Consider the following 22,203-nt stretch of genomic DNA (forward strand, 5'->3'; position numbering starts at 1 on the left):
GCTTATGAAAATCCTTGTAACTGGGGGAGCCGGTTTTATCGGTTCTGCTGTTGTTCGCCACATCATCCGTGAAACTCAGGATGCAGTGATCAATCTTGATCAACTCACCTATGCAGGCAATCTGGAATCGCTGGCCGATGTCGCGGCAAGTGACCGTTATACCTTTGAACAGGTCGATATTTGTCAGCGTGCGGAGCTGGATCGGGTCTTTGCCACCCATCAACCCGATGCGGTGATGCATCTGGCTGCTGAGAGTCATGTGGATCGCTCTATTACGGGGCCTGCCGCTTTTATCGAAACCAATATCGTCGGTACCTATACGCTGCTCGAAGCGGCCCGCGCTTACTGGAGCGAGTTGGATGAAGACCGCAAGCTGGCGTTCCGTTTCCACCACATCTCAACTGATGAAGTGTATGGCGATCTGCCACATCCGGATGAAGTGAGCGCAGGCACTGTGTTGCCGCTCTTTAGCGAAACCACAGCATACGCGCCAAGCAGCCCTTACTCTGCGTCTAAGGCCTCTAGCGATCATCTGGTGCGCGCATGGCATCGTACCTATGGCCTGCCGACAGTCGTCACCAACTGCTCCAACAACTACGGTCCGTATCACTTCCCGGAGAAGTTGATCCCGCTGGTGATCCTCAATGCGCTGGATGGCAAAGTGCTGCCCATTTATGGCAAAGGCGATCAAATCCGCGACTGGCTGTATGTCGAAGATCATGACCGCGCTCTTTATACCGTCGTCACCCAAGGTGTGGTAGGTGAAACCTACAACATCGGCGGCCACAACGAGAAACAGAACCTGGACGTGGTGCACACTATTTGCGATCTGCTCGACGAGATGGTGCCAAAAGCCAGTTCTTACCGCGAGCAGATCACCTACGTAGCCGACCGCCCAGGTCATGACCGTCGCTATGCCATTGATGCCTTCAAAATGAGCCATGAGCTGAACTGGCAGCCGCAGGAGACGTTCGAGTCCGGCATCCGTAAAACCGTGCAATGGTATTTGGATAACCAGCAGTGGGTGAATAACGTTCAAAGCGGCAGTTATCAGGACTGGATCGCGAAAAACTACCAGGAACGTCACTGATGCATATTCTTCTGTTTGGCAAAAATGGTCAGGTTGGCTGGGAGTTACAGCGTGCGCTGTTACCGCTCGGCCGTATTACCGCGGTGGATTTTGACTCCACTGACTACTGCGGGGACTTCAGTAACCCGGCGGGTGTGGCCGAGACCGTTCGCCTGCTGAAGCCGGACGTGATTGTGAACGCCGCCGCCCACACCGCGGTGGATAAAGCCGAGAGCGAGCGTGATTTTGCCGAGCTGCTCAACGCCACAAGCGTGGCCGCCATCGCCAAAGAAGCCGAAGCACTCGACGCCTGGTTGGTTCAATACTCCACCGACTACGTCTTCAACGGCAGCGGCGAAAAACCCTGGCTGGAAACAGACCAGACCGCGCCACTGAACGTCTACGGTGAAACCAAGCTGGCGGGCGAACATGCTGCTGCGCTGTGCTCTCGTCACTTGGTGTTCCGTACCAGCTGGGTGTATGCCGCTCGTGGTGCCAACTTTGCCAAAACCATGCTGCGCTTTGGTAAAGAGCGCAGTGAGATGTCGGTTATCAACGATCAGTTTGGTGCACCGACTGGGGCAGAATTGCTGGCCGATTGCACAGCCCATGCGATCCGTATCGCACAGGATAAACCGGAGGTTGCCGGGCTTTATCACCTGATCGCCTCAGGCACTACCACCTGGTTTGATTATGCTCAGCGCGTATTCGCCACCGCAAGTGCAGCCGGCATTGAGCTGGCAGTCACTCAGGTGAATGCTGTTCCGACCAGCGCATTCCCAACGCCGGCTAAACGTCCCCAGAACTCACGCCTTGAAACCAGCAAGTTTCAGCGCACCTTTGGGTTGACGCTGCCGGACTGGACTGTCGGGGTGGATCGCATGTTGGCCGAAATCCTCGGCAAGTAAACAGATTAAGTGAGGCTATTGATGCCTTTTTAATCGACGTGGACTTTGTCTGGGGTGGCACAGTGGCCTCCCTTTTACAGTAATCAAGAAAGAAGCATTGAAGAGTTATGAGCAAGCGTAAAGGTATTATTCTGGCTGGTGGGTCTGGTACTCGCCTTTATCCGGTGACCATGGCGGTGAGTAAGCAGCTGCTGCCAATCTATGACAAACCGATGATCTACTACCCGTTGAGCACCCTGATGCTGGCCGGTATTCGCGATATTTTGATCATCAGCACCCCGCAAGATACGCCGCGCTTCGAGCAACTGCTAGGCGATGGCAGCCAATGGGGCCTGAATCTGCAATACAAAGTACAGCCAAGTCCAGACGGTTTGGCTCAAGCCTTCATCCTCGGCGAAGACTTTATCGGAAACGATGACTGCGCGCTGGTGCTGGGTGACAACATCTTCTACGGTCACGACCTGCAAAAAGAGCTGGAAGCGGCTGCGAGCAAATCGGCGGGAGGCACGGTCTTTGCCTATCATGTGCATGATCCTGAGCGCTATGGCGTAGTGGAGTTTGATGCAGAAGGTAAAGCGATCTCCCTGGAGGAGAAACCGCTGGAGCCAAAGAGCAACTATGCAGTCACCGGGCTCTATTTCTACGATAATCGCGTGGTAGAGATTGCCAAAAGCCTAAAACCCTCCCCGCGTGGCGAGCTGGAAATCACCGATCTCAACCGCATTTACCTTGAACAGGGTGAGATGTCAGTTGCCATGATGGGCCGTGGTTTTGCCTGGTTGGATACCGGCACTCATGAGAGCCTGATCGAGGCCAGCAACTTCATTCAGACGATCGAAACCCGTCAGGGGTTGAAAGTGGCCTGCCCTGAAGAGATTGCTTACCGTAAAAAATTCATCGATGCCGACCAGGTGCGCACATTAGCCGCGCCACTGGCTAAGAATGCCTACGGGCAGTATCTGTTGAAAATGATTAAGTAATTTTCTTTTTTTCTGGGGCATGCGTCCCTTTTGGAATCAGGTTTCAACCATGGATGTTATTCAAACTGCAATTCCCGATGTATTTATTCTTCAACCAACAGTGTTTGGCGATGATCGTGGTTTCTTCTTCGAAAGTTTCAGTCATCAGCAATTCGAAACTGCCATTGGCCGCAGCGTAAACTTTGTCCAGGACAACCACTCAAAATCCTCTAAGGGTGTATTACGTGGCCTGCATTACCAGCTCGCGCCGCATGCGCAGGGCAAACTGGTGCGTTGTATCGCAGGTGAAGTGTTCGACGTGGCGGTGGATATCCGTAAAAGTTCCCCGACCTTTGGTCAGTGGGTGGGTGTGCATTTGTCGGGTGAGAACAAGCGCCAGCTGTGGATCCCAGAAGGTTTTGCTCACGGTTTTATGACGCTAAGCGACACCGCAGAATTCTTGTATAAAACCACCCATTACTATGCGCCGGAAAGTGACCGTGGCATTCGCTGGAATGACGAGACCTTAGCCATCACGTGGCCGAAAATCGACAGCGAGATTCTCACCTCGACCAAAGACAGCATTGCTAAGTCCCTCCCAGACGCAGAGCACTTTATCTGAGTCACACTCCTCCGCGATGGCGTGTGGAGTTTCTACCGCGCAGAGTTCGAATGAAATTTTACACAGGTTCAGCCGGAATCCTTGCCAAAAAAGCACGGTTTGAGCCGATGCTTGGCCACACATTACATGCCTTCAAAGCCAGTATGACGCTCGCTGAAGACGATGTGCTGGTTAGCTGGGGCCAAAAGAGCAACACCCGGCAGATAAAGCAAAGGGCCGAGAAACTCGGGCTGCCGTACTGGCAGCTGGAAGATGGCTTTATCGGCTATATTGGCCACCCCGCCAGGGGAGGCGTGCCAGTCTCCCTGATCGTTGATCCGGTAGGCGTTTACTATGATGCCCGCCAGCCTAGTTACCTTGAGCAATTAATCGCCACACCGTGCGATGCTGCTATGCTGGCGAGAGCTGAGAAGCTGACGAGCGAACTGCTTCGTCTGGGGATCACCAAATACAACTGCTACGGCACAGCGCGCGATTTACCAGCAGCTCTAGCCATACGTCTGCAAAACGATCCTCGCTCTAAAGTGTTGCTGATTGATCAGGTGGCCGGTGATCTCTCCATCCCTGGCGCGCTGGCTAGCGAAGCAGATTTTATTGATATGGTCGCAGCAGCAAGGCGCAACCATCCTGATGCCCGGCTGCTGCTACGCACTCACCCGGATACCCGTCTGGGCAGAAAGAGTGGCGTACTGGCGCGTTTGCAGATGGATGATGTGGAAGTGGTGGCCGATCACTGCCATCCCCATGCACTGCTTAATCAGGTAGACGCGGTCTACACCGTATCATCCCAGATGGGGTTCGAAGCCCTATTGCTGGGCAAGACAGTCTATTGTTTCGGCATGCCGTTTTACGCGGGATGGGGGCTGACCCATGACAGTCAACATCTTAAGCGGCGGCAGACGAAGGCCTGCCTGCCACAATTGGTGGCAGCGGCGTTGATTCAGTATCCGCGCTACCTCGATCCGGTGCTGGGCGAGCGCTGTGAAGTGGAGCAGGTGTTGCCCATTATCGCGCGTCAGCAGAATCCGCCCCCGCATTATCGACGCCTGTATCTGGTGGGTTTCTCGTTGTGGAAACGCGCATTTATGCGTGCTTTCTGTTCGCCGCTAGCTGAGGAGATCTGCTTTGTGCGTAAGCTACCAAAACAGGTGGCTTCTGATGAGCAGGTTTTGGTCTGGGGCAGTCGTCATCCTGAACTCGCCAACCCTATACGGGTGGAAGACGGCTTTATCCGCTCGCGAGGTCTGGGGTCTAATCTGTGTCGCCCTTCATCGCTCTCTATTGATCCTGTGGGGATCTATTTCGACAGCCGTCGGCCAAGCCGGATCGAGCAACTGCTGAATCAACAGCAACTGACAGAGAAACAGCTGGCGCGCGGCGCGGCGCTAATCGATCTGCTTCAGCAGAATGGGGTCAGCAAATACAACGTCGGTAATGTGCAACCTTTTACGCCGCCTGTTGATGGTCGTCCGCTGCTGCTGGTGGTGGGGCAGGTCGATGGTGATGCATCGATCCTGACGGGTAGCCCGGTCATTCATAGCAATGAACAACTGCTATGGGCCGTACGTGCCGCCAGACCGGAAGCTCATATTTTGTTTAAACCCCATCCAGACGTGGTAGCAGGCAACCGTGAAGGGGCGATATCTGAGGCGTGTTTGACCTCTTGTGTCGATAGCCAGGTGCTGGATATCGGCCTGACCAGTCTCTACCCGCATGTAGACGAGCTGCATACCATGACCTCGCTGAGCGGTTTTGAAGCTTTAGTGCAGGGTGTAAAAGTCACCACCTGGGGCCAGCCGTTTTATAGCGGCTGGGGGCTGACGAACGATATCCATCCCGCTGAACGTCGCCAGCGTCATTTATCTTTGGCTGCGCTGGTTTATACCACGCTGGTCGCCTATCCACGATATATCGACTGGCAGAGTGGTTTGTGGATGAGCCCGGAGCAGTTAATCCACCAGTTAGCGCAGCAGGGCAACTCCCCGGCACAGAAATCCAGCCGCTGGCAACGCTGGCAAATGAAATTGAGCTACCTCGTGCAGACATTTCGTTAGCGAACGATTTATCCCCACCAATGAAAGAAAAACGGTCATCAAGCCACTCATATATGCGATCCCGCAACGGAACCGCTCTGGGAAAAATAATGGAAGAGCCAGCTATCCGCCATTTGCTTAATGGCCGACGATATCTTTTTTTACAGGGGCCAATGGGCCCTTGCTTTGCACGTCTGGCGATCTGGTTGCAGAACAGCCATCGTGAAGTGAAGCAGGTTTGCTTCAATGCCGGGGATTCATGGTATGCCGCGAAAGAAACCGCGCTGCATTACACCGGATCGGCGAAGAAATTTGCTTATTGGCTGCGTGAGTTGCACAAAAAGTACCCCTTCGACACCATTGTCTGTTTCGGTGACTGCCGCCCAATGCATGTCGAAGCTAAGAAATGGTCGAGTACCCAGTCGATCGATTTCCTTGCATTCGAAGAAGGATACTTTCGTCCGTTTTATATCACCCTTGAAAAAGGGGGCGTAAATGCATTTTCTTCAATGCCGATTGATGCGAAATATTATCGCGAGCAGCCGCTGCCCGAATTGAAAACGCCGACGCCGTGGAAGCCGAGTGCCTATAATCGCGCGGCCCATGCCATGTTTTATTATGCAGCGGGCTGGTTTGGCCGCCACCGTTATAAAGGCTACAGGCATCATAAGTCGTTCTCACCCTGGTATGAGATGCGCTGCTGGATACGTGCAGGTCGCCGCAAACTCGTCTACCGCTGGCAGCAACGCAACATGTTGAGCCATATCACCGGTGAACTGGACAATCAGTACTATCTGGCGATTTTACAAGTTTATAACGACAGTCAGATCATCCATCACAGCCCTTATAAAGACGTACGAGACTATATTGAAACGGTGATCCGATCATTTGCCCGTCATGCGCCAAAAGAGCGACACCTGGTGTTTAAACACCACCCAATGGATCGTGGCCATCGATTTTATGGCACCTTCATTAACGTGCTGACTGAAAAATATGGCATCAGCGGTCGGGTTATCTATGTGCACGATCTCTCTTTGCCCGCTTTACTGACCCACACCCGGGCGGTGATCACGGTGAACAGTACCGCCGGTCTGTCGGCATTAATCCACAATAAGCCGCTTAAAGTGATGGGTAAGGCGCTTTACAACATCGAAGGCTTGGCCTGGCAGGGGCCGCTCAACCAGTTTTGGCAGTCGGATTTTGTACCCGATAAAAAACTTTTCCAGCGCTTTCGCACTCATTTGCTTTATAACACGCAAATTAATGCCGTCTTTTACGGTAAGTCCGACTGGCTCGATATTCCTTCAGAGACCCTCCAGCCTACTGCTCTCACTAATCTCGAACGGAAGTGAGCTGGAAATTTGGGGAAATGTCTCGTGCGTACCTATGCTGCCAAAGTGATATCAGCGATTCATTTCAAATGTCATTAAAGCGTCGATTGCAGAGCATGAAAATCTCCGCAATAATTACGTTCAATAAATCCCTTCCTCGTCGGGCCTAACGACGCGGAGGGGATTTTTTTTACCTATATTTTAGTGGCTAACCGACTCACGGATCTTAAAGAGGACAAGTTATGTATAACACCCTGGGCAATCAGTACGATAACTCCCTGGTTTCTAACGCCTTCGGTTTCATGCGCTTCCCGGTGAACTTCCAGCCTTACGACAGCGATGCTGAGTGGGTGATCACCGGTGTACCTTTCGATGCCGCAACGTCGGGTCGTCCGGGCAGCCGTTTAGGGCCGGGTGCGATTCGCCAGATCTCCACTAACCTCGCATGGGAAGGTTGCCGCTGGCCGTGGGATTTCGACCTGCGTCAGCGCCTGAACGTGGTGGATTGCGGTGACCTCGTTTACGCATTCGGTGATTCACAGGATCTCTCTGACAAATTGCAGGCGCACGCTGAGAAATTGCTGGCAAACGGTAAGCGTATGCTGACCTTCGGGGGCGACCACTACGTCACGCTGCCGCTGTTGCGCGCGCACGCTAAGCACTTCGGTAAAATGGCACTGGTGCACTTTGATGCGCACACTGACACTTACTCTAACGGTCCAACCTTCGACCACGGCACCATGTTCTTCACCGCACCGAAAGAAGGGCTGATCGATCCAAATCACTCAGTGCAGATTGGTATCCGTACCGAGTTTGATAAGAGCCTTGGCTTTAACGTGCTGGATGCAGCACAGGTTAACGATCGCAGCGTCGATGATATTCTGGCGGAAGTGAAACGCACTGTGGGCGATCTGCCGGTGTATCTGACCTTTGATATCGACTGTCTGGATCCGGCACACGCACCGGGCACCGGCACGCCTGTGATCGGCGGACTGACCAGCGATAAAGCCACCAAGCTGATTCGTGGCTTGCAGGGTATGAACATCGTCGGGATGGATCTGGTGGAAGTGGCACCGGGTTACGACCACGCCGATCTGACATCACTGGCGGCGGCTACGTTGGCGCTGGATATGCTGCACGTGCAGGCAGCGAACAAAGGCTAATACTGGGAAGGGCAGGGCGAGAGCCTTGTCCTCAAATCAACTGTTGATAGTGATACAAAGATTAAAAACTGAGGGCGATCATTTGCTCTCGACTTCCCCGATTCCTAATAGTCGCCATTGATGTCCTGAGCGGCAGACCTTACCACCAGATACGCGCCGATCAGCACAATCGCGATAACGACGGCGAGAATAATCAGAATGGTCATCATAGTATGTGGTGCTCCGGTGACTCTCTCTGGTATCGCCTGCAAACAAACGGTCAGTGTAGACCATCTTCACCATGAAATGGCCCCGTCTGGTGAATACAGACCATTGTCACGCTTCTCGCATTGATGCCTCAACAACTTAAAGGTGACAATTCATTATCGGCACCCTGTAGCTATACTTTTGGGCGTAGCGTTAGTTATCGCTTCGTTAATCACGGTTACTCAATCTTTGGAGGTCACCATGGGCTTTCTGGATGAATTAGTGGGTTCGCTGGGGAGCGGCAACGGGCAAGGCAATCAGTTGGGTCAGTTGCAGGCGATCTGGAATTGGGTGCAGGAGCAGGGCGGAATCGAAGTGCTACTGCAGAAGTTTCAACAGGGCGGGTTCGGTGAGGTGCTGGGTTCGTGGATCGGCACCGGCGGTAATCAACAGGTCGGCGGCGGTGAGATTCAGAGTGCCTTTGGGCAGGAGGAGTTGCAGTCGCTGGCTGATAAGCTGGGCACCGATGTGAATGGTGCATCTGGCACGCTGGCGTCGTTGTTGCCGCAATTGATCGATAAGATGTCGCCGCAAGGTCAACTGGATGAGCAGAGTCTGCACAACAACCAGCTGGATTTGGGATCGATGGTGGATGATCTGTTTAAGCGGTAATTGTCGAAGTGGAAGAGAGGAGCGCACCGGCGCTCCTTTTTATTGTCGATTATTTGCCATCTGCCGCAATACGATCGCGGATGTGCTGTGCACGTGCTGCGGAATCCGGGTGGGAATCAAACATCGAACTCGTTTGGCCTTGCTGCATTTTCGCCAGTTTCTCGAAACTGGTGGCTAAGCCGAGCGGATTAACACCGCGCTTTTTCAGCAGGTCATAAGAGTAGTCATCCGCCTGCGATTCCTGGGTCTGCGAGAACTGCGCATTGACCAGCTTTTCGCTCAGATCGCCCAACTGGGATTGCGACAGTTGACCAATCACGCCACCAACCGAGGCCGCGGCGGTGCGTGCCGCCGTGGTGGCATAAGCAACCTGCATCGCTTTACGCGTATGGCCGAGCGCCACGTGGCCCATTTCGTGGCCGAGTACGCCTTCCACTTCGTTATCCGTCATCATATCCATCAAGCCGCTGTAAACGCGGATACAGCCGTTGGCCATCGCCCACGCGTTCACATCTTTGGTCAGATAGACTTTGTAGTTGGCTGGCACGCCGTTGATATTATCGCCCAGCGCTGCGGCGATTTTGTTCAGACGCTGTTGATATTCACTGTTGGCAGGTGCGAGCTGGTTGTCTTTGTCCATCTGGGCACAGGACTGATCGCTGAGCTGCTTCACTTGTGAATCATTCAACGTATAAGCCTGATAGGCCTGCGCGCCGGATTGCAGTAGCGCGTTATTGTCCATCCCTTCACAGCCGCTTAGCAGCGAAGCGATTCCCACAGCAAGAATGGTGGCGCGGATTTTCATTGAGAGGTCCTTTGCGTAACAAGGTAGAGAAAACAAACACCTGAAATTGAGATCGGTGTTCAAACGCTTTGGTTATAGCGTGCATCCTGTTCACTGGCTAGCAGACAAGCCCCGAATTGCAACCGTTTACCCGCTATTTAGCACGTCGACGCATGTACTTTTGCCCCGATTTTCATGTACATTGATGTGCGACTTTTTTCTCGCTTCGCCTGATAACTGATTAATTACAATACGTTAAGCGCGGCGGAGCATTAATCCGACCTGGAGTAGAAGATGCCCTCTCGTAAAGAGCTTGCCAACGCCATTCGCGCGTTAAGTATGGATGCAGTACAGAAAGCCAAATCGGGACATCCTGGTGCCCCTATGGGCATGGCGGACATCGCCGAAGTGCTGTGGCGTGACTTCCTGAACCACAATCCGACTAACCCGCTGTGGGCAGACCGTGACCGCTTCGTGCTGTCTAACGGTCATGGCTCCATGCTGATTTACAGCCTGCTGCACCTCACCGGTTATGACCTGCCGATGAGCGAGCTGCAGAACTTCCGTCAGCTGCACTCTAAAACTCCAGGCCACCCAGAATACGGCTACACCGCTGGCGTTGAAACCACCACCGGTCCACTGGGCCAGGGTATCGCTAACGCAGTAGGCTTCGCCATCGCTGAGCGCACTTTAGCGGCACAGTTCAACCGTCCAGGCCATGACATCGTAGACCACAACACTTACGTGTTCATGGGCGACGGCTGCATGATGGAAGGTATCTCACACGAAGTGTGCTCCATCGCCGGTACCCTGAAACTGGGTAAACTGGTTGCCTTCTATGATGACAACGGCATCTCAATCGACGGTCACGTTGATGGCTGGTTCACTGACGATACCGCAGCACGCTTCGAAGCTTACGGCTGGCACGTGGTGCGTGGCGTAGACGGTCACGACGCTGACGCCATCAAGAAAGCAGTAGAAGAAGCCAAAGCGGTTTCAGACAAACCTTCACTGCTGATGTGCAAAACCATCATCGGTTTCGGTTCACCGAACAAAGCCGGTACGCACGATTCGCACGGCGCACCGCTGGGCGACGACGAAATCGCACTGACCCGCAAACAGCTGGGCTGGAACCACGCGCCGTTTGAAATTCCTTCAGACATCTACGCGCAGTGGGATGCGAAAGAAGCCGGCCAGGCGAAAGAGTCCGCATGGGATAAGAAGTTTGCTGCTTATGCTGCTGCTCATCCTGAGCTGGCTGCTGAGTTCACGCGTCGTACCAACAACGAGCTGCCAGCGAACTGGGAAACCGAATCGCAGAAGTTCATCGAGCAGCTGCAGGCTAACCCAGCCAAAATCGCCAGCCGTAAAGCGTCTCAGAATGCGATTGAAGCCTTCGGTAAAATCCTGCCGGAATACCTGGGCGGCTCCGCTGACCTGGCACCAAGCAACCTGACTATGTGGTCGGGTTCTAAGCCAATCAACGAGGATGCTGCGGGTAACTACATCCATTACGGCGTGCGCGAATTCGGTATGACCGCGATCGCTAACGGCCTTGCACTGCACGGTGGTTTCCTGCCGTACACTGCGACCTTCCTGATGTTTGTAGAATACGCACGTAACGCGGCGCGTATGGCTGCACTGATGAAGATTCGTCAGATCATGGTCTACACCCATGACTCCATCGGTCTGGGTGAAGATGGTCCAACGCACCAGCCGGTTGAGCAGATGGCTAGCCTGCGCGTGACACCAAACATGAGCCTGTGGCGTCCATGTGACCAGGTTGAATCTGCGGTTGCCTGGAAATACGCTATCGAGCGCGTTGACGGCCCATCAGCCCTGATCTTCTCTCGTCAGAATCTGGCGCAGCAGGATCGTACCGCTGAGCAGCTGGCTAACGTGGCGCGCGGTGGTTATGTGCTCAAAGACAGCGCAGGTACGCCAGAGCTGATCCTGATCGCTACCGGTTCAGAAGTCGAACTGGCGGTTGCCGCTTACGACCAGCTGACCAGCGAAGGCCGTAAAGTGCGCGTGGTGTCTATGCCTTCGACCGATGCCTTTGACAAGCAGGACGCGGCTTACCGTGAATCTGTACTGCCGAAAGCGGTTGCTGCGCGTGTGGCAATCGAAGCCGGCATCGCAGACTACTGGTTCAAATACACCGGTCTGAATGGCGCTATCGTCGGCATGACCACCTTCGGTGAGTCTGCTCCAGCAGAACTGCTGTTCAAAGAGTTCGGCTTCACCGTTGAGAACGTGGTGAACACCGCGAAATCTATTCTGTAATCAGCGGTCGCCATCAAGGGCGGCCCGACAGGTGATTATCGCTATTGAAGGTGCGCATTGATGCGCACCTTTTTTCATTTCAACTCCCGCCTCAAACCTGAAACGGTTCAATTATTCCTGAAGTAATAATTTTTACATGCGAATTATGTGACGCAGATCCAATAATCAGCAGCGCAATTGATCGCAATCATTCCTGTTATTCCTTGCATGCTTTATTCTAGCTGAACCGTTTCAGTTGCAATTCAGTGGCATCATTTTGCAACGTTAAGCGGGCAATAATTCCCTGTACAAAACGCAGCGAAACGCTCAAGGTATTTGGCACGTTTTTTTGGGCTGTTGTTGCAGGAAGTGAGATGACCGTTCGCATAGCAATTAATGGTTTTGGTCGTATCGGACGCAATGTGCTGCGTGCCTTGTACGAAACCGGCCGCCGCGCTGAGATCACCGTGGTAGCGATCAACGAGCTGGCTGAAGCCACTGGCATGGCACATTTGCTGAAGTATGACACCAGCCATGGCCGCTTTGCCTGGGATGTGCGCCAGGAGCGCGATCAGCTGTTCGTGGGCGACGACACCATCCGCATTCTGCATCTGGCCGATATTGATACCCTGCCGTGGCAGGAACTGAATGTCGATATCGTGCTGGATTGTACCGGGGTATACGGCAGCCGCGCCGATGGCGAAGCACATCTGCAGGCGGGCGCGAAGAAAGTGTTGTTCTCGCATCCGGGCGGTAATGATTTGGATGCCACCGTGGTGTTCGGCGTTAACGAACAAGCTCTTAAACAAACTGACCGCATTGTCTCCAACGCATCCTGTACCACCAACTGCATTATTCCGGTGATCAAGTTGCTGGATGACGCCTTCGGAATTGAGTCAGGCACCGTGACCACGATTCACTCGGCGATGCACGACCAACAGGTGATTGACGCCTATCACAGCGATCTGCGTCGTACCCGTGCCGCCAGCCAATCGATCATTCCGGTGGATACGCGTCTTGCTGCGGGCATTACCCGTATTTTTCCGAAATTTAACGACCGCTTCGAAGCCATCGCTGTCCGTGTTCCCACGATCAACGTGACAGCCATTGATTTGAGCGTTTCAGTACGCGAAGCCGTGAAGGCTTGTGAGGTCAATGCCTTGCTGCAAAACGCGTCAGAAGGGGCGTTTCGTGGTATAGTTGACTATACGGAATTACCGTTAGTCTCAGTAGATTTCAACCATGATCCGCACAGTGCCATAGTGGACGGCACACAAACGCGGGTCAGTGGTCACCACCTGATCAAAACCTTGGTTTGGTGTGACAACGAATGGGGCTTTGCTAACCGCATGATCGACACCACGTTAGCAATGGCCGCAAGCGGTTTCAGGTAAGACGCGGACTGCGTCTGGCAAAACTTATGAGAATCAACGAGAGGGTTCACCATGTCTGTAATTAAAATGACCGATCTGGATCTTGCTGGTAAGCGTGTTCTGATCCGTGCCGATCTCAACGTGCCAGTGAAAGAAGGGAAAGTGACGTCAGATGCACGTATCCGTGCTTCTCTGCCTACCATCGAAGCGGCGTTGAAACAGGGCGCGAAAGTGATGGTTACCTCTCACCTGGGTCGCCCGACCGAAGGTGAATACAACGAAGAATTCTCCCTGCTGCCTGTTGTTAACTACCTGAAAGACAAACTGAACGGCACCACCGTTACCCTGGCGAAAGACTACCTCGACGGCGTTGAAGTCGGCGCTGGTGAGCTGGTGGTTCTGGAAAACGTTCGCTTCAACAAAGGCGAGAAGAAAGACGAAGAGACCCTGTCGAAGAAATATGCCGCACTGTGCGACGTCTTCGTGATGGATGCTTTCGGTACTGCGCACCGCGCGCAGGCTTCTACCCACGGTGTGGGCAAATTCGCACCAATCGCTTGTGCTGGCCCGCTGCTGTCTGCTGAGCTGGAAGCGCTGGGTAAAGTGATGAGCAACCCAGAGCGTCCGCTGGTCGCCGTTGTGGGGGGTTCTAAAGTCTCTACCAAATTCGACGTGCTGCAGTCTCTGGTGAAAATCGCGGATACCGTGATTGTCGGCGGCGGCATCGCTAACACCTTCGTGGCTATCGACAACAAAGTCGGTAAATCACTGTACGAACCAGACTTCGTTGAAGCGGCGAAAAAGCTGCGTGACGAGCACGGCATCCCAGTTCCAACCGACTCTCGCGTAGGAACGGAATTCTCTGAAACTGCCCCTTCAACCGTGAAAAAGGTTTCCGAAGTGGCGGATAACGAAGAGATTATGGACTTCGGTGACGAAACCGCACAGGCGATGGCGAAACTGCTGAAAGAAGCAAAAACCATTCTGTGGAACGGTCCAGTTGGTGTGTTCGAATTCCCGAACTTCCGTAAAGGCACCGAAATCGTGGCGAACGCGATTGCAGACAGCGACGCGTTCTCTGTTGCGGGTGGTGGCGATACCCTGGCAGCGATTGACCTGTTCGGTCTCGAAGACAAGATCTCCTACATCTCTACCGGCGGTGGCGCATTCCTCGAGTTCGTGGAAGGCAAAAAACTGCCAGCGGTAGCGATGCTGGAAGAGCGCGCTAAGCAGTAATTTTTGGGGGCGGCGCTTCGGCGCCGTCTGAAGGCTTGCCCATCCTGGGCAAAAAATCGACGTCCCCTCGTGGGATGAACGGTAACGAAACAGGACACAACCATGTCTAAAATTTTTGATTTCGTAAAACCCGGCGTTGTCACTGGTGATGACGTTCAGAAAGTTTTCCAAGTAGCGAAAGAAAACAAATTCGCTCTGCCTGCAGTTAACTGCGTCGGCACGGACTCCATCAACGCGGTACTGGAAGCTGCGGCCAAAGTTAAAGCGCCGGTCATCGTTCAGTTCTCCAATGGTGGTGCTGCCTTCATCGCCGGTAAAGGTTTCAAAACCGACAAGCCACAGGGCGCGGCAATCTTCGGCGCTATCGCGGGTGCACACCATGTGCATCTGATGGCTGAACAGTACGGCGTGCCAGTGATTCTGCACACCGACCACTGCGCCAAGAAACTGCTGCCGTGGATCGACGGTCTGCTGGATGCCGGTGAAGAGCACTTCAAGAAAACCGGTAAGCCACTGTTCTCTTCTCACATGATCGACCTGTCAGAAGAGTCACTGGAAGAGAACATCGAGATCTCTTCTAAATACCTGGCGCGTATGGCGAAAATCGACATGACGCTGGAAATCGAACTGGGTTGCACCGGTGGCGAAGAAGATGGCGTGGACAACAGCCATATGGACGCATCTGCGCTGTACACCCAGCCAGAAGACGTTGATTACGCGTACACCGAGCTGAGCAAAATCAGCCCACGTTTCACCATCGCGGCTTCCTTCGGTAACGTGCACGGCGTGTACAAGCCAGGCAACGTGAAACTGACCCCGACAATCCTGCGTGATTCTCAGGAATACGTGACCAAGAAACACAACCTGCCGCACAACGCGCTGGACTTCGTGTTCCACGGTGGTTCAGGTTCTTCTGCTGCAGAAATCGAAGAGTCAATTGGTTACGGCGTAATCAAGATGAACATCGATACCGATACCCAATGGGCGACCTGGGACGGCATCCTGCAGTACTACAAAAAGAACGAAGACTATCTGCAAGGCCAGTTGGGTAACCCAAATGGTGTGGATAGCCCGAACAAGAAATACTACGACCCACGCGTATGGCTGCGCTCTGCACAGGCTTCAATGGTTGTGCGTTTAGAGCAGGCTTTCAAAGAGCTGAACGCTGTCGACGTGCTGTAATTTCTCCTTACAGTACAAAAAAGGCCCGAAAGGGCCTTTTTTTTATGCATTCGATTCGGAATAGTGAGTAAATTCAGGCCATCTTTGGCGCTTCATGCCATTTTTGTTTACCCTTGTACACGGGAGTGCCGGAGTTAATCTGGCCGTTTTTGCATTTTCCTGCGGGAAACTCAACAACAGGGCTAACAAATGGAAGACTTAAATGTCGTCGATGGCATTAACAACGCTGGCGGCTGGCTGGTAAGAAATCAGGCGCTGATCCTGAGCTATTTCGTCAATATCGCTGCAGCGATTGTCATCATTGTGATCGGTATGATGGCAGCGCGTATTATTTCGAAAGGCATCAACCGCGTGCTGGTGGCGCGTCATATCGATGCCACAGTCGCAGATTTCCTTTCGGCGCTGGTGCGCTATGGCGTGATTGCCTTTACCTTGATTGCTGCGCTGGGCCGCGTCGGGGTGCAAACCGCATCGGTGATTGCGGTACTGGGTGCAGCGGGTTTGGCCTTAGCGTTATCCCTGCAGGGTTCGCTGTCCAACCTTGCCGCGGGTGTGCTGCTGGTGACCTTCCGTCCATTTAAAACTGGCGAGTTCGTGGATCTCGGTGGCGTGATGGGAACGGTGCAGAACGTGCAGATCTTCTCCACCACCATGAAGAGCGCGGACGGTAAAATTGTCGTGGTACCGAACGGTAAGGTGATTGCGGGTAATATCGTTAACTATTCCCGTGAGCCGATCCGCCGTAATGAATTCATTATCGGTGTGGCCTACGAAGCGGATGTCGACCAGGTGATCGCGCTGTTCAGGGAAGTGGTTGAGGCCGATGAACGCGTGCTGAAAGACATGGGTATCCAGATCGGCCTGAACGAACTGGCCGCGTCTTCACTCAACTTTGTCGTGCGCTGCTGGAGCAAGAGCAGTGACCTGCAAAACGTCTACTGGGATCTGTTGAAGAACTTCAAACGCACGCTGGACGCGAACGGTATCGGCATCCCTTATCCGCAGATGGACGTGCATCTGCATCAGGTGAAGAACGAACAGCAACCTGAGCGCGCTGAGTAATCAATGAGTGGCGGTGCGCATCTGATGTGCACCCCACAAACCCGGTTATATCCTTAAAGGGCTATCATCTATGGCGACCGAAAGCGCACTCGTCGCCATCACTTCGCTATTGATATCAATCTTATTACTTTCTCTAATACCCGATTAAATCTTTCAATTTCCACTAATATCCTCGCGTCACTATACTGCATCGCATTATCTCGTTACTCAGGACCGCCATCGTGTTATCTGTTTATTTACAAGGACTTGCCCTTGGGGCAGCACTCATTCTGCCATTAGGCCCGCAAAACGCATTCGTGATGAATCAGGGCATTAAACGCCACTACCATTTGATGACCGCAGGGTTATGCACGCTGAGCGATATCGTGCTGATTTGTGGCGGTATCTTTGGCGGCAGTGCATTGCTAAATCAATCCCCGATTCTGCTGATGCTGATCACCTGGGCGGGCGTGGCGTTTCTGCTGTGGTACGGCTGGGGCGCACTGCGCAGCGCATGGCAGGGCGATGTGACGTTAGCGACAGAAGCCGCGCTGAAGCAAGGTCGCTGGCGCATCGTTGCCACCATCGTCGCGGTGACCTGGCTCAATCCGCACGTCTACCTTGATACCTTTGTGGTGCTGGGTAGCCTCGGCAGTCAGCTTCCTTCTACCGAAGCGCGTCAGTGGTTCGCGTTGGGCACGGTGAGTGCTTCAATTATCTGGTTCTTTGGACTGGCGCTGTTAGCCGCGTGGCTGTCACCGCGTCTGCGCACCGTGCGTGCGCAGCGCATCATCAATCTGCTGGTGGGCGGCGTGATGTGGTTTATCGCTATCCAGCTGGCGCGTCAGGGTATTGCCGCGTTATGATGCAGATGTAAGCCGTACAGTGCGGGCAGCGCGCCCGCACTGGCCAGCAGCTCTAAACGAATCTGTCGGAAGCTCACCCCCTGCGGTACGGCGTGATGGCACAGCGAGTGATGGTTATCTTCGACTTCAATCAGTAACTCTTCATCCAGCCAGAGACGATAATGCGTGGTGCAGTGCGGCGTGACCGCTTGTGCGTGCCCCATCTGCACCGTCTCCATCGCATGGTCAAAGTCGTTATCAAACAACAGCGTGATTTGGCGAGCGTGTTGCTGCTGTTCCCAGCGCCAAATAACCGTTGGCTGAGCGTCATCCCGTGCCGGCACCCAGCAGTTGGTGTGCTGTTCCGGACGCAATTTGCCGTTGAGCAGATAGTCCCGATGCCAGAGTTTTAACGGCGTCTCCAGCGTGAAGGCGAACAGTATTTGATGCGACACGCGGCGCGGTAGCCAGAAATCGAACTCATCGACGCCGTAATCGCCATCGTTAATCTGTCGCGTGCGTTTGGCGACGCGTGGATTGAGGCTGTTAAACACCATCATGACCCCGGGCAGACGCTGCTGAGTGAGGGCCACTTCAATCGCCGGATTTTCTTCAAAGGCGATAAACAGATAACGATCGCAATCTGCACGGTAATCAAAACTCAGGCGGTAGTTGCCCTGATCGTTAACCGTGAGTGTTTGGTTGGCGATGTGACGATCGCCGCAAGTGTTGGCAGGATTGTCACTGCTGAGCAGCGAAACCTGCATCTTCTGCGTTTGTTTGGCACGCAGTTGCACGGTTAACACAGGTAAACGTTCACCGGCTTTTAATGGCAGCAGCAGGGCACAGCGCGATTGCAGCGGCTGCCAACCGGCATCGGCGGGGAGATGGCTAAGCTGCAGAGTGCTGCTGACTTCGATCTGCGCATCGCGGGCCGGACTCAGCAATGGATGGCGTGGGATAAACGCACCCTGACGCAGTAGTTGCTGCTGCAACTGTGTGACGCGATCTGGCTGCGCCAGCTGCGACGGCGTGAGTTGCTGCTGATGACAGATGGCCGCCGCACGACCCACCACTTCACCCAGTACGCCGCAGGTGCACATCACGCGTGCGCTGCCAAAGGCAACGTGGGTGGCTGAGATTGAACGACCGGTGAGCAGCAGATTATCCAGCGACTGGCTGTATAGCGCACGAAATGGAATGGTATAGGTGCCTTTGCTGTGGAACTGGCGGCAGCCATCGTGTTCGCTGTACACGCCATCGGCGGGATGCAGGTCAATCGACCAGCCGCCGTAGGCAACGGCGTCGTAGTGATCGCGCTGTTCAATGATGTCCTGCTGACACAGTAACGTGTCACCGAGGAAGCGACGGCTTTCGCGCTTGCCGGGGATCAGGCCTACCCATTCGATGGTCAGGGTATCGGCATCCGGAAACTCGCCGGAGTTTTTAATGTAATCCCACACGCCCCAAACAATTTTCCACAGCTCCCATTTGATGGTTTCGCTTTCGTGCACCGTATCGAGCCGTCCGCCCCATTCCAGCCACCACAAATCACAGCCGTTAAGATCGGAGGTCAGGCGTTTGTAACGTGGAATGGCGGTAATCTCTTTAAGCGCAAAAGAGGGCGGAACAAAGCGAACCGGCTGCGAAGTGCGTTTGGTGTAGAAGTAGATCGAGTGGCCGAGCTTGTGTCCAAAATGTTCGCCTGGCGCCATCTTTTCGCCAAATTCTTCAACAGTTTCCGCCCCTATACGATGCGCGGCACCCGCCAGATATCCCAGCACGCCATCGCCGCTGGCATCGATAAACTGGCTGGCGTTGACGTGGTAGCGTGTCTGATTAATGGCGTTAAAAGCTTGCACGGCTTGTAAGCGGCGGCCTTCTTTCGTGATATCGCTGACCACCGTGTTGAGCAGTAGCGTCAGACCGGGTTGTGATTGCACCAAATCCAGCAGCACCATATCGAACAGCACCGGATTGCCCTCTTTATTGCGCCACAGGTTTTCCTCCATAATCTCGCCCATGATGCCGCCTTCGCGCGCCCAGCGGTTGTTGTTACCCATATGCGATGTTGCACCGTTGGCCCATAACCGCACTTCACTCGAGGCGTTGCCACCCAGCACCGGACGATCCTGAACCAACACCACCTGCAATCCGTCACGCGCGGCGGCCAGCGCGGCACACACGCCCGCGAGCCCACCGCCCGCCACCAGCAGATCGGCCTGTAACGTTTGCTCTGGGAAGTGGCGCGCATTTTGCGAAGAGAAAGTCTGCATCATTTGCTTCCTGTCATGCTGAAGCTAAGATTGGAGTTTTGAGCGCCACAGGGTGAACTATGTCTTCTCAACCCAACCAAAGCCTGATTGATGGGATTCGCTGCTTGCAGTATTTGGTTTCCAGCGATAAAGCCGTGGGCTGCCGTGAACTGGCGCGACAGATGGACATGAACAGCACGCGCGTTAACCGCCTGTTGATGACCATGGCCTCGATTGGCCTGACGATTCAGGACGAACACCGCCGCTATTTGCCCGGCCCGGGGATTCATGCTCTGGCGGCGCAGGCGATTCGCGGCTCCTCGCTGTTTGCCCAGGCGCTGCCGCAACTGGAAGCACACGCGCCGCGCGACATTGTGGTGGCGCTGGGTGTGCTGTGGGAGGACCAGGTGATTTACATCTGGCACTCCGAACCGGGTGAGCGCACCAGTGCCAGCCAGGCGCTGGCCGGTTTCCGCATGCTGCCGGCGTGGCAGTCGGTGATTGGTGTGTCGCTGCTGGCGACAGAGAGTGATGAGCAGTTGCGTCCACGATTTACCGACGAACAGTGGGCGCAAATGGCGCCGTTGCTGGCGCGTAAGCGTGATGCAAACCATTTGATCTGGCACCGTGATGACGGCGAAATCAGCATGGCGCAGCCAATCAATAACAACCGCGCTGCGCTGGCGTTCGCCAAAATCTGGCAGGCCGACGATGCACATCTGCAGCAGCGGGTGACGCAGTTGCAGTCGCTGGCGCAAGTGCTGATCAGTGCGCGCTGACATGCTCGATTTTCCCGACCACGAACAGATAACTGCAAATGCCTATCGCCGCCAGCACGGCAATAAAGCCGAGTGCTGGCGCGAAATTGTCGCCATCGATCAGCGCGCCAATGGCAATCGGCACCACAATAGCGGAAAGCGCGCCGGTGAAATTGAATACGCCGCCCGCTAAGCCAATCAGATGGCGAGGTGCCAGTGCGGTGACAAACACCCAGGTGATGGTCGCGAGGCCGTTGCCAAAAAACGCCAGCGACATAAACAGCACGATGAGCGTGGAGTCGTCGGTGTAATTGGCGCCAAGAATAAACAGCGTCAGGAACAGACCAAGGATGACCGGCAGTTTACGCGCCACGCTGGGTGACACGCCTCGCCGTATCATGCGATCCGAAGCGAAACCTGCCAGCAGTACGCCACAGAAAGCGGCGAAGTAGGGCACGGAAGCCACATAGCCGCTTTTAATGAAGCCCATATGGCGATACTCCACCAGATAGGTCGGGAACCAGGTGAGGAAGAACCAAAAGGTGGCTGAGATAGTAAACTGGCCGATATAGATACCCACCAGTTTGCGGCTGCGGAACATTTGTGCCAGATCGGCCCAGCGGGCCTTCGGCTGCTGCGTGTGCTGACGGCTCTCGAGTAAGGCACCGTTGCTGCGCAGATAGTTTAATTCGGCTTCTGACACGCCTTTATGCTCATGTGGCTCACGGTAAAGCAGATACCACACCAACGCCCAAATCATCCCGGCCACACCGGTAATCAGAAACAGACCGCGCCAGCCAAACGCATCCTGTACGTGGAACAGCAGCGGCGTCATGCAGGCGAGTCCCACAAACTGGGCCGAGGAGTAAATGCCGATGGCGCTGGCACGCTCCTGTTCCGGGAACCAGCTGGAAATCACGCGGTTATTCGAAGGCATTACCGGCGCTTCAAAGGCACCGACGCCCAGGCGCAAGCCAAACAGCGCACCAAAGCTGTTGGCGAGCGCATGCAGGGCAGTGATTAATGACCAGGCAAACAGGCCCACGCCATACACCAGACGCGCGCCGAGACGATCGATCAGAAAGCCGCCGGGGATCTGCAGCGCAGCATAGATCCAGCCAAATGCTGAGAAGATCAACCCCATCTCCATTGGCGTAAAGCGCAATTCGCCGGCCATTTGCGTGGCGGCCACAGAGAGATTGGTACGATCCATGTAGTTGATGATGATGTTGATAAACACCAGACCCAGCATCAGGAATCGCGTCCGTCCGGCGCGAACGGCAATGGCGCTTTGGCTAATTGGCTGCTCTGTCATACCACAACTCCCCATAAGGCTAGAATTGTTTCTTTAATAGAAACGCTAAGGCAAAATTTCCGCGAATCCGTTAACCTGGTTTTGCGATCGCGGATACGTTAATACCGTCGTTATCCGAACTTTTTGGTGATTTCAAACTCAGACCATCACGCATAGTAATGTGTTTTAGGTTTAGCCATAGTGGCGACCTGTAAATTGAACCTTCA

18 protein-coding genes are annotated in these 22,203 nt (G+C 54.2%); 15 read left to right on the forward strand and 3 right to left on the reverse strand.

Annotated features, from left to right (window positions below; translation table 11 throughout):
* Window positions 1–4: 4 nt before the first annotated feature.
* The 8 genes from rfbB (at window position 5) to IAE30_RS21885 (ending at window position 8,943) form a co-directional block, all read left to right on the forward strand.
* Window positions 5–1,090: a dTDP-glucose 4,6-dehydratase gene (gene rfbB / locus IAE30_RS21850; protein WP_200681012.1), complete on the forward strand. Its 1,086-nt coding sequence runs from the start codon at window positions 5–7 to the stop codon at window positions 1,088–1,090.
* Window positions 1,090–1,977, forward strand: coding sequence for a dTDP-4-dehydrorhamnose reductase (gene rfbD, locus IAE30_RS21855; protein WP_200681013.1), 888 nt, complete (start codon window positions 1,090–1,092; stop codon window positions 1,975–1,977). Before rfbB ends, rfbD begins: the two co-directional genes overlap by 1 nt.
* A 107-nt stretch (window positions 1,978–2,084) precedes the next feature.
* Window positions 2,085–2,957, forward strand: a complete 873-nt coding sequence (rfbA, locus tag IAE30_RS21860; RefSeq protein WP_200536745.1) for a glucose-1-phosphate thymidylyltransferase RfbA — start codon at window positions 2,085–2,087, stop codon at window positions 2,955–2,957.
* Between the two features lie 49 nt (window positions 2,958–3,006).
* A complete protein-coding gene (gene rfbC, locus IAE30_RS21865) occupies window positions 3,007–3,558 on the forward strand; it encodes a dTDP-4-dehydrorhamnose 3,5-epimerase (protein WP_038644959.1) in 552 nt (183 codons plus the stop codon).
* Between the two features lie 50 nt (window positions 3,559–3,608).
* Window positions 3,609–5,612, forward strand: coding sequence for a capsular polysaccharide biosynthesis protein (locus IAE30_RS21870; protein ID WP_200681014.1), 2,004 nt, complete (start codon window positions 3,609–3,611; stop codon window positions 5,610–5,612).
* Between the two features lie 89 nt (window positions 5,613–5,701).
* On the forward strand, window positions 5,702–6,943 hold the full coding sequence (locus IAE30_RS21875) for a capsule biosynthesis protein (RefSeq protein ID WP_045831717.1): 1,242 nt from the start codon (window positions 5,702–5,704) through the stop codon (window positions 6,941–6,943).
* 221 nt (window positions 6,944–7,164) lie between these two features.
* On the forward strand, window positions 7,165–8,085 hold the full coding sequence (gene speB / locus IAE30_RS21880; RefSeq protein WP_034823229.1) for an agmatinase: 921 nt from the start codon (window positions 7,165–7,167) through the stop codon (window positions 8,083–8,085).
* 447 nt (window positions 8,086–8,532) lie between these two features.
* A complete protein-coding gene (locus IAE30_RS21885) occupies window positions 8,533–8,943 on the forward strand; it encodes a YidB family protein (protein ID WP_038644964.1) in 411 nt (136 codons plus the stop codon).
* A gap of 49 nt (window positions 8,944–8,992) precedes the next feature.
* Here IAE30_RS21885 and IAE30_RS21890 read toward each other — a convergent pair whose 3' ends face one another.
* On the reverse strand, window positions 8,993–9,748 hold the full coding sequence (locus IAE30_RS21890; protein WP_038644966.1) for a M48 family metallopeptidase: 756 nt from the start codon (window positions 9,746–9,748) through the stop codon (window positions 8,993–8,995).
* 273 nt (window positions 9,749–10,021) lie between these two features.
* Between IAE30_RS21890 and tkt the strand changes: the two genes are divergently transcribed.
* From tkt to argO, 6 genes are all read left to right on the forward strand, one after another.
* Window positions 10,022–12,013, forward strand: coding sequence for a transketolase (tkt, locus tag IAE30_RS21895; RefSeq protein ID WP_038644968.1), 1,992 nt, complete (start codon window positions 10,022–10,024; stop codon window positions 12,011–12,013).
* Window positions 12,014–12,366: 353 nt separating this feature from the next.
* Window positions 12,367–13,386 carry an erythrose-4-phosphate dehydrogenase gene (gene epd / locus IAE30_RS21900; RefSeq protein WP_038644970.1) on the forward strand — a complete coding sequence of 340 codons (1,020 nt, stop codon included), beginning with the start codon at window positions 12,367–12,369 and terminating at the stop codon, window positions 13,384–13,386.
* Window positions 13,387–13,437: 51 nt separating this feature from the next.
* Window positions 13,438–14,601, forward strand: a complete 1,164-nt coding sequence (gene pgk, locus IAE30_RS21905; RefSeq protein WP_038644972.1) for a phosphoglycerate kinase — start codon at window positions 13,438–13,440, stop codon at window positions 14,599–14,601.
* Window positions 14,602–14,703: 102 nt separating this feature from the next.
* Window positions 14,704–15,783, forward strand: coding sequence for a class II fructose-bisphosphate aldolase (gene fbaA, locus IAE30_RS21910; protein ID WP_034823221.1), 1,080 nt, complete (start codon window positions 14,704–14,706; stop codon window positions 15,781–15,783).
* A 189-nt stretch (window positions 15,784–15,972) separates the two neighbouring features.
* The gene (mscS, locus tag IAE30_RS21915; RefSeq protein WP_200681015.1) at window positions 15,973–16,845 is read left to right on the forward strand and encodes a small-conductance mechanosensitive channel MscS; all 873 of its coding nucleotides are present in this window, start codon (window positions 15,973–15,975) and stop codon (window positions 16,843–16,845) included.
* Between the two features lie 221 nt (window positions 16,846–17,066).
* On the forward strand, window positions 17,067–17,690 hold the full coding sequence (gene argO, locus IAE30_RS21920; RefSeq protein ID WP_200536748.1) for an arginine exporter ArgO: 624 nt from the start codon (window positions 17,067–17,069) through the stop codon (window positions 17,688–17,690).
* Here argO and IAE30_RS21925 read toward each other — a convergent pair.
* Window positions 17,669–19,945 carry an FAD-dependent oxidoreductase gene (locus IAE30_RS21925; protein ID WP_370585634.1) on the reverse strand — a complete coding sequence of 759 codons (2,277 nt, stop codon included), beginning with the start codon at window positions 19,943–19,945 and terminating at the stop codon, window positions 17,669–17,671. The two genes, argO and IAE30_RS21925, sit on opposite strands and share 22 nt — an antisense overlap.
* 59 nt (window positions 19,946–20,004) lie before the next feature.
* Here IAE30_RS21925 and IAE30_RS21930 point away from each other — a divergent pair, with 59 nt between their 5' ends.
* Window positions 20,005–20,703, forward strand: a complete 699-nt coding sequence (locus IAE30_RS21930; RefSeq protein WP_034823215.1) for a global regulatory protein — start codon at window positions 20,005–20,007, stop codon at window positions 20,701–20,703.
* Here IAE30_RS21930 and IAE30_RS21935 read toward each other — a convergent pair.
* Complete coding sequence (locus tag IAE30_RS21935; RefSeq protein ID WP_200536749.1) at window positions 20,690–21,997, reverse strand: MFS transporter; 1,308 nt, start codon at window positions 21,995–21,997, stop codon at window positions 20,690–20,692. The two genes, IAE30_RS21930 and IAE30_RS21935, sit on opposite strands and share 14 nt — an antisense overlap.
* Window positions 21,998–22,203 lie beyond the last annotated feature (206 nt).

This window comes from Pantoea sp. S61 (genome assembly GCF_016625145.1).
Taxonomy (GTDB): domain Bacteria; phylum Pseudomonadota; class Gammaproteobacteria; order Enterobacterales; family Enterobacteriaceae; genus Pantoea; species Pantoea rwandensis_B.

Coding starts and splice junctions, on each gene's coding strand:
- mscS (WP_200681015.1), top strand. CDS start 15,973: ATGGAAGACTTAAATGTCGTCGATGGCATTAACAACGCTGGCGGCTGG.
- IAE30_RS21870 (WP_200681014.1), top strand. CDS start 3,609: ATGAAATTTTACACAGGTTCAGCCGGAATCCTTGCCAAAAAAGCACGG.
- tkt (WP_038644968.1), top strand. CDS start 10,022: ATGCCCTCTCGTAAAGAGCTTGCCAACGCCATTCGCGCGTTAAGTATG.
- pgk (WP_038644972.1), top strand. CDS start 13,438: ATGTCTGTAATTAAAATGACCGATCTGGATCTTGCTGGTAAGCGTGTT.
- epd (WP_038644970.1), top strand. CDS start 12,367: ATGACCGTTCGCATAGCAATTAATGGTTTTGGTCGTATCGGACGCAAT.
- speB (WP_034823229.1), top strand. CDS start 7,165: ATGTATAACACCCTGGGCAATCAGTACGATAACTCCCTGGTTTCTAAC.
- rfbA (WP_200536745.1), top strand. CDS start 2,085: ATGAGCAAGCGTAAAGGTATTATTCTGGCTGGTGGGTCTGGTACTCGC.
- rfbC (WP_038644959.1), top strand. CDS start 3,007: ATGGATGTTATTCAAACTGCAATTCCCGATGTATTTATTCTTCAACCA.
- IAE30_RS21930 (WP_034823215.1), top strand. CDS start 20,005: ATGTCTTCTCAACCCAACCAAAGCCTGATTGATGGGATTCGCTGCTTG.
- fbaA (WP_034823221.1), top strand. CDS start 14,704: ATGTCTAAAATTTTTGATTTCGTAAAACCCGGCGTTGTCACTGGTGAT.
- IAE30_RS21935 (WP_200536749.1), bottom strand. CDS start 21,997: ATGACAGAGCAGCCAATTAGCCAAAGCGCCATTGCCGTTCGCGCCGGA.
- rfbD (WP_200681013.1), top strand. CDS start 1,090: ATGCATATTCTTCTGTTTGGCAAAAATGGTCAGGTTGGCTGGGAGTTA.
- IAE30_RS21885 (WP_038644964.1), top strand. CDS start 8,533: ATGGGCTTTCTGGATGAATTAGTGGGTTCGCTGGGGAGCGGCAACGGG.
- IAE30_RS21890 (WP_038644966.1), bottom strand. CDS start 9,748: ATGAAAATCCGCGCCACCATTCTTGCTGTGGGAATCGCTTCGCTGCTA.
- rfbB (WP_200681012.1), top strand. CDS start 5: ATGAAAATCCTTGTAACTGGGGGAGCCGGTTTTATCGGTTCTGCTGTT.
- IAE30_RS21925 (WP_370585634.1), bottom strand. CDS start 19,945: ATGCAGACTTTCTCTTCGCAAAATGCGCGCCACTTCCCAGAGCAAACG.
- IAE30_RS21875 (WP_045831717.1), top strand. CDS start 5,702: ATGGAAGAGCCAGCTATCCGCCATTTGCTTAATGGCCGACGATATCTT.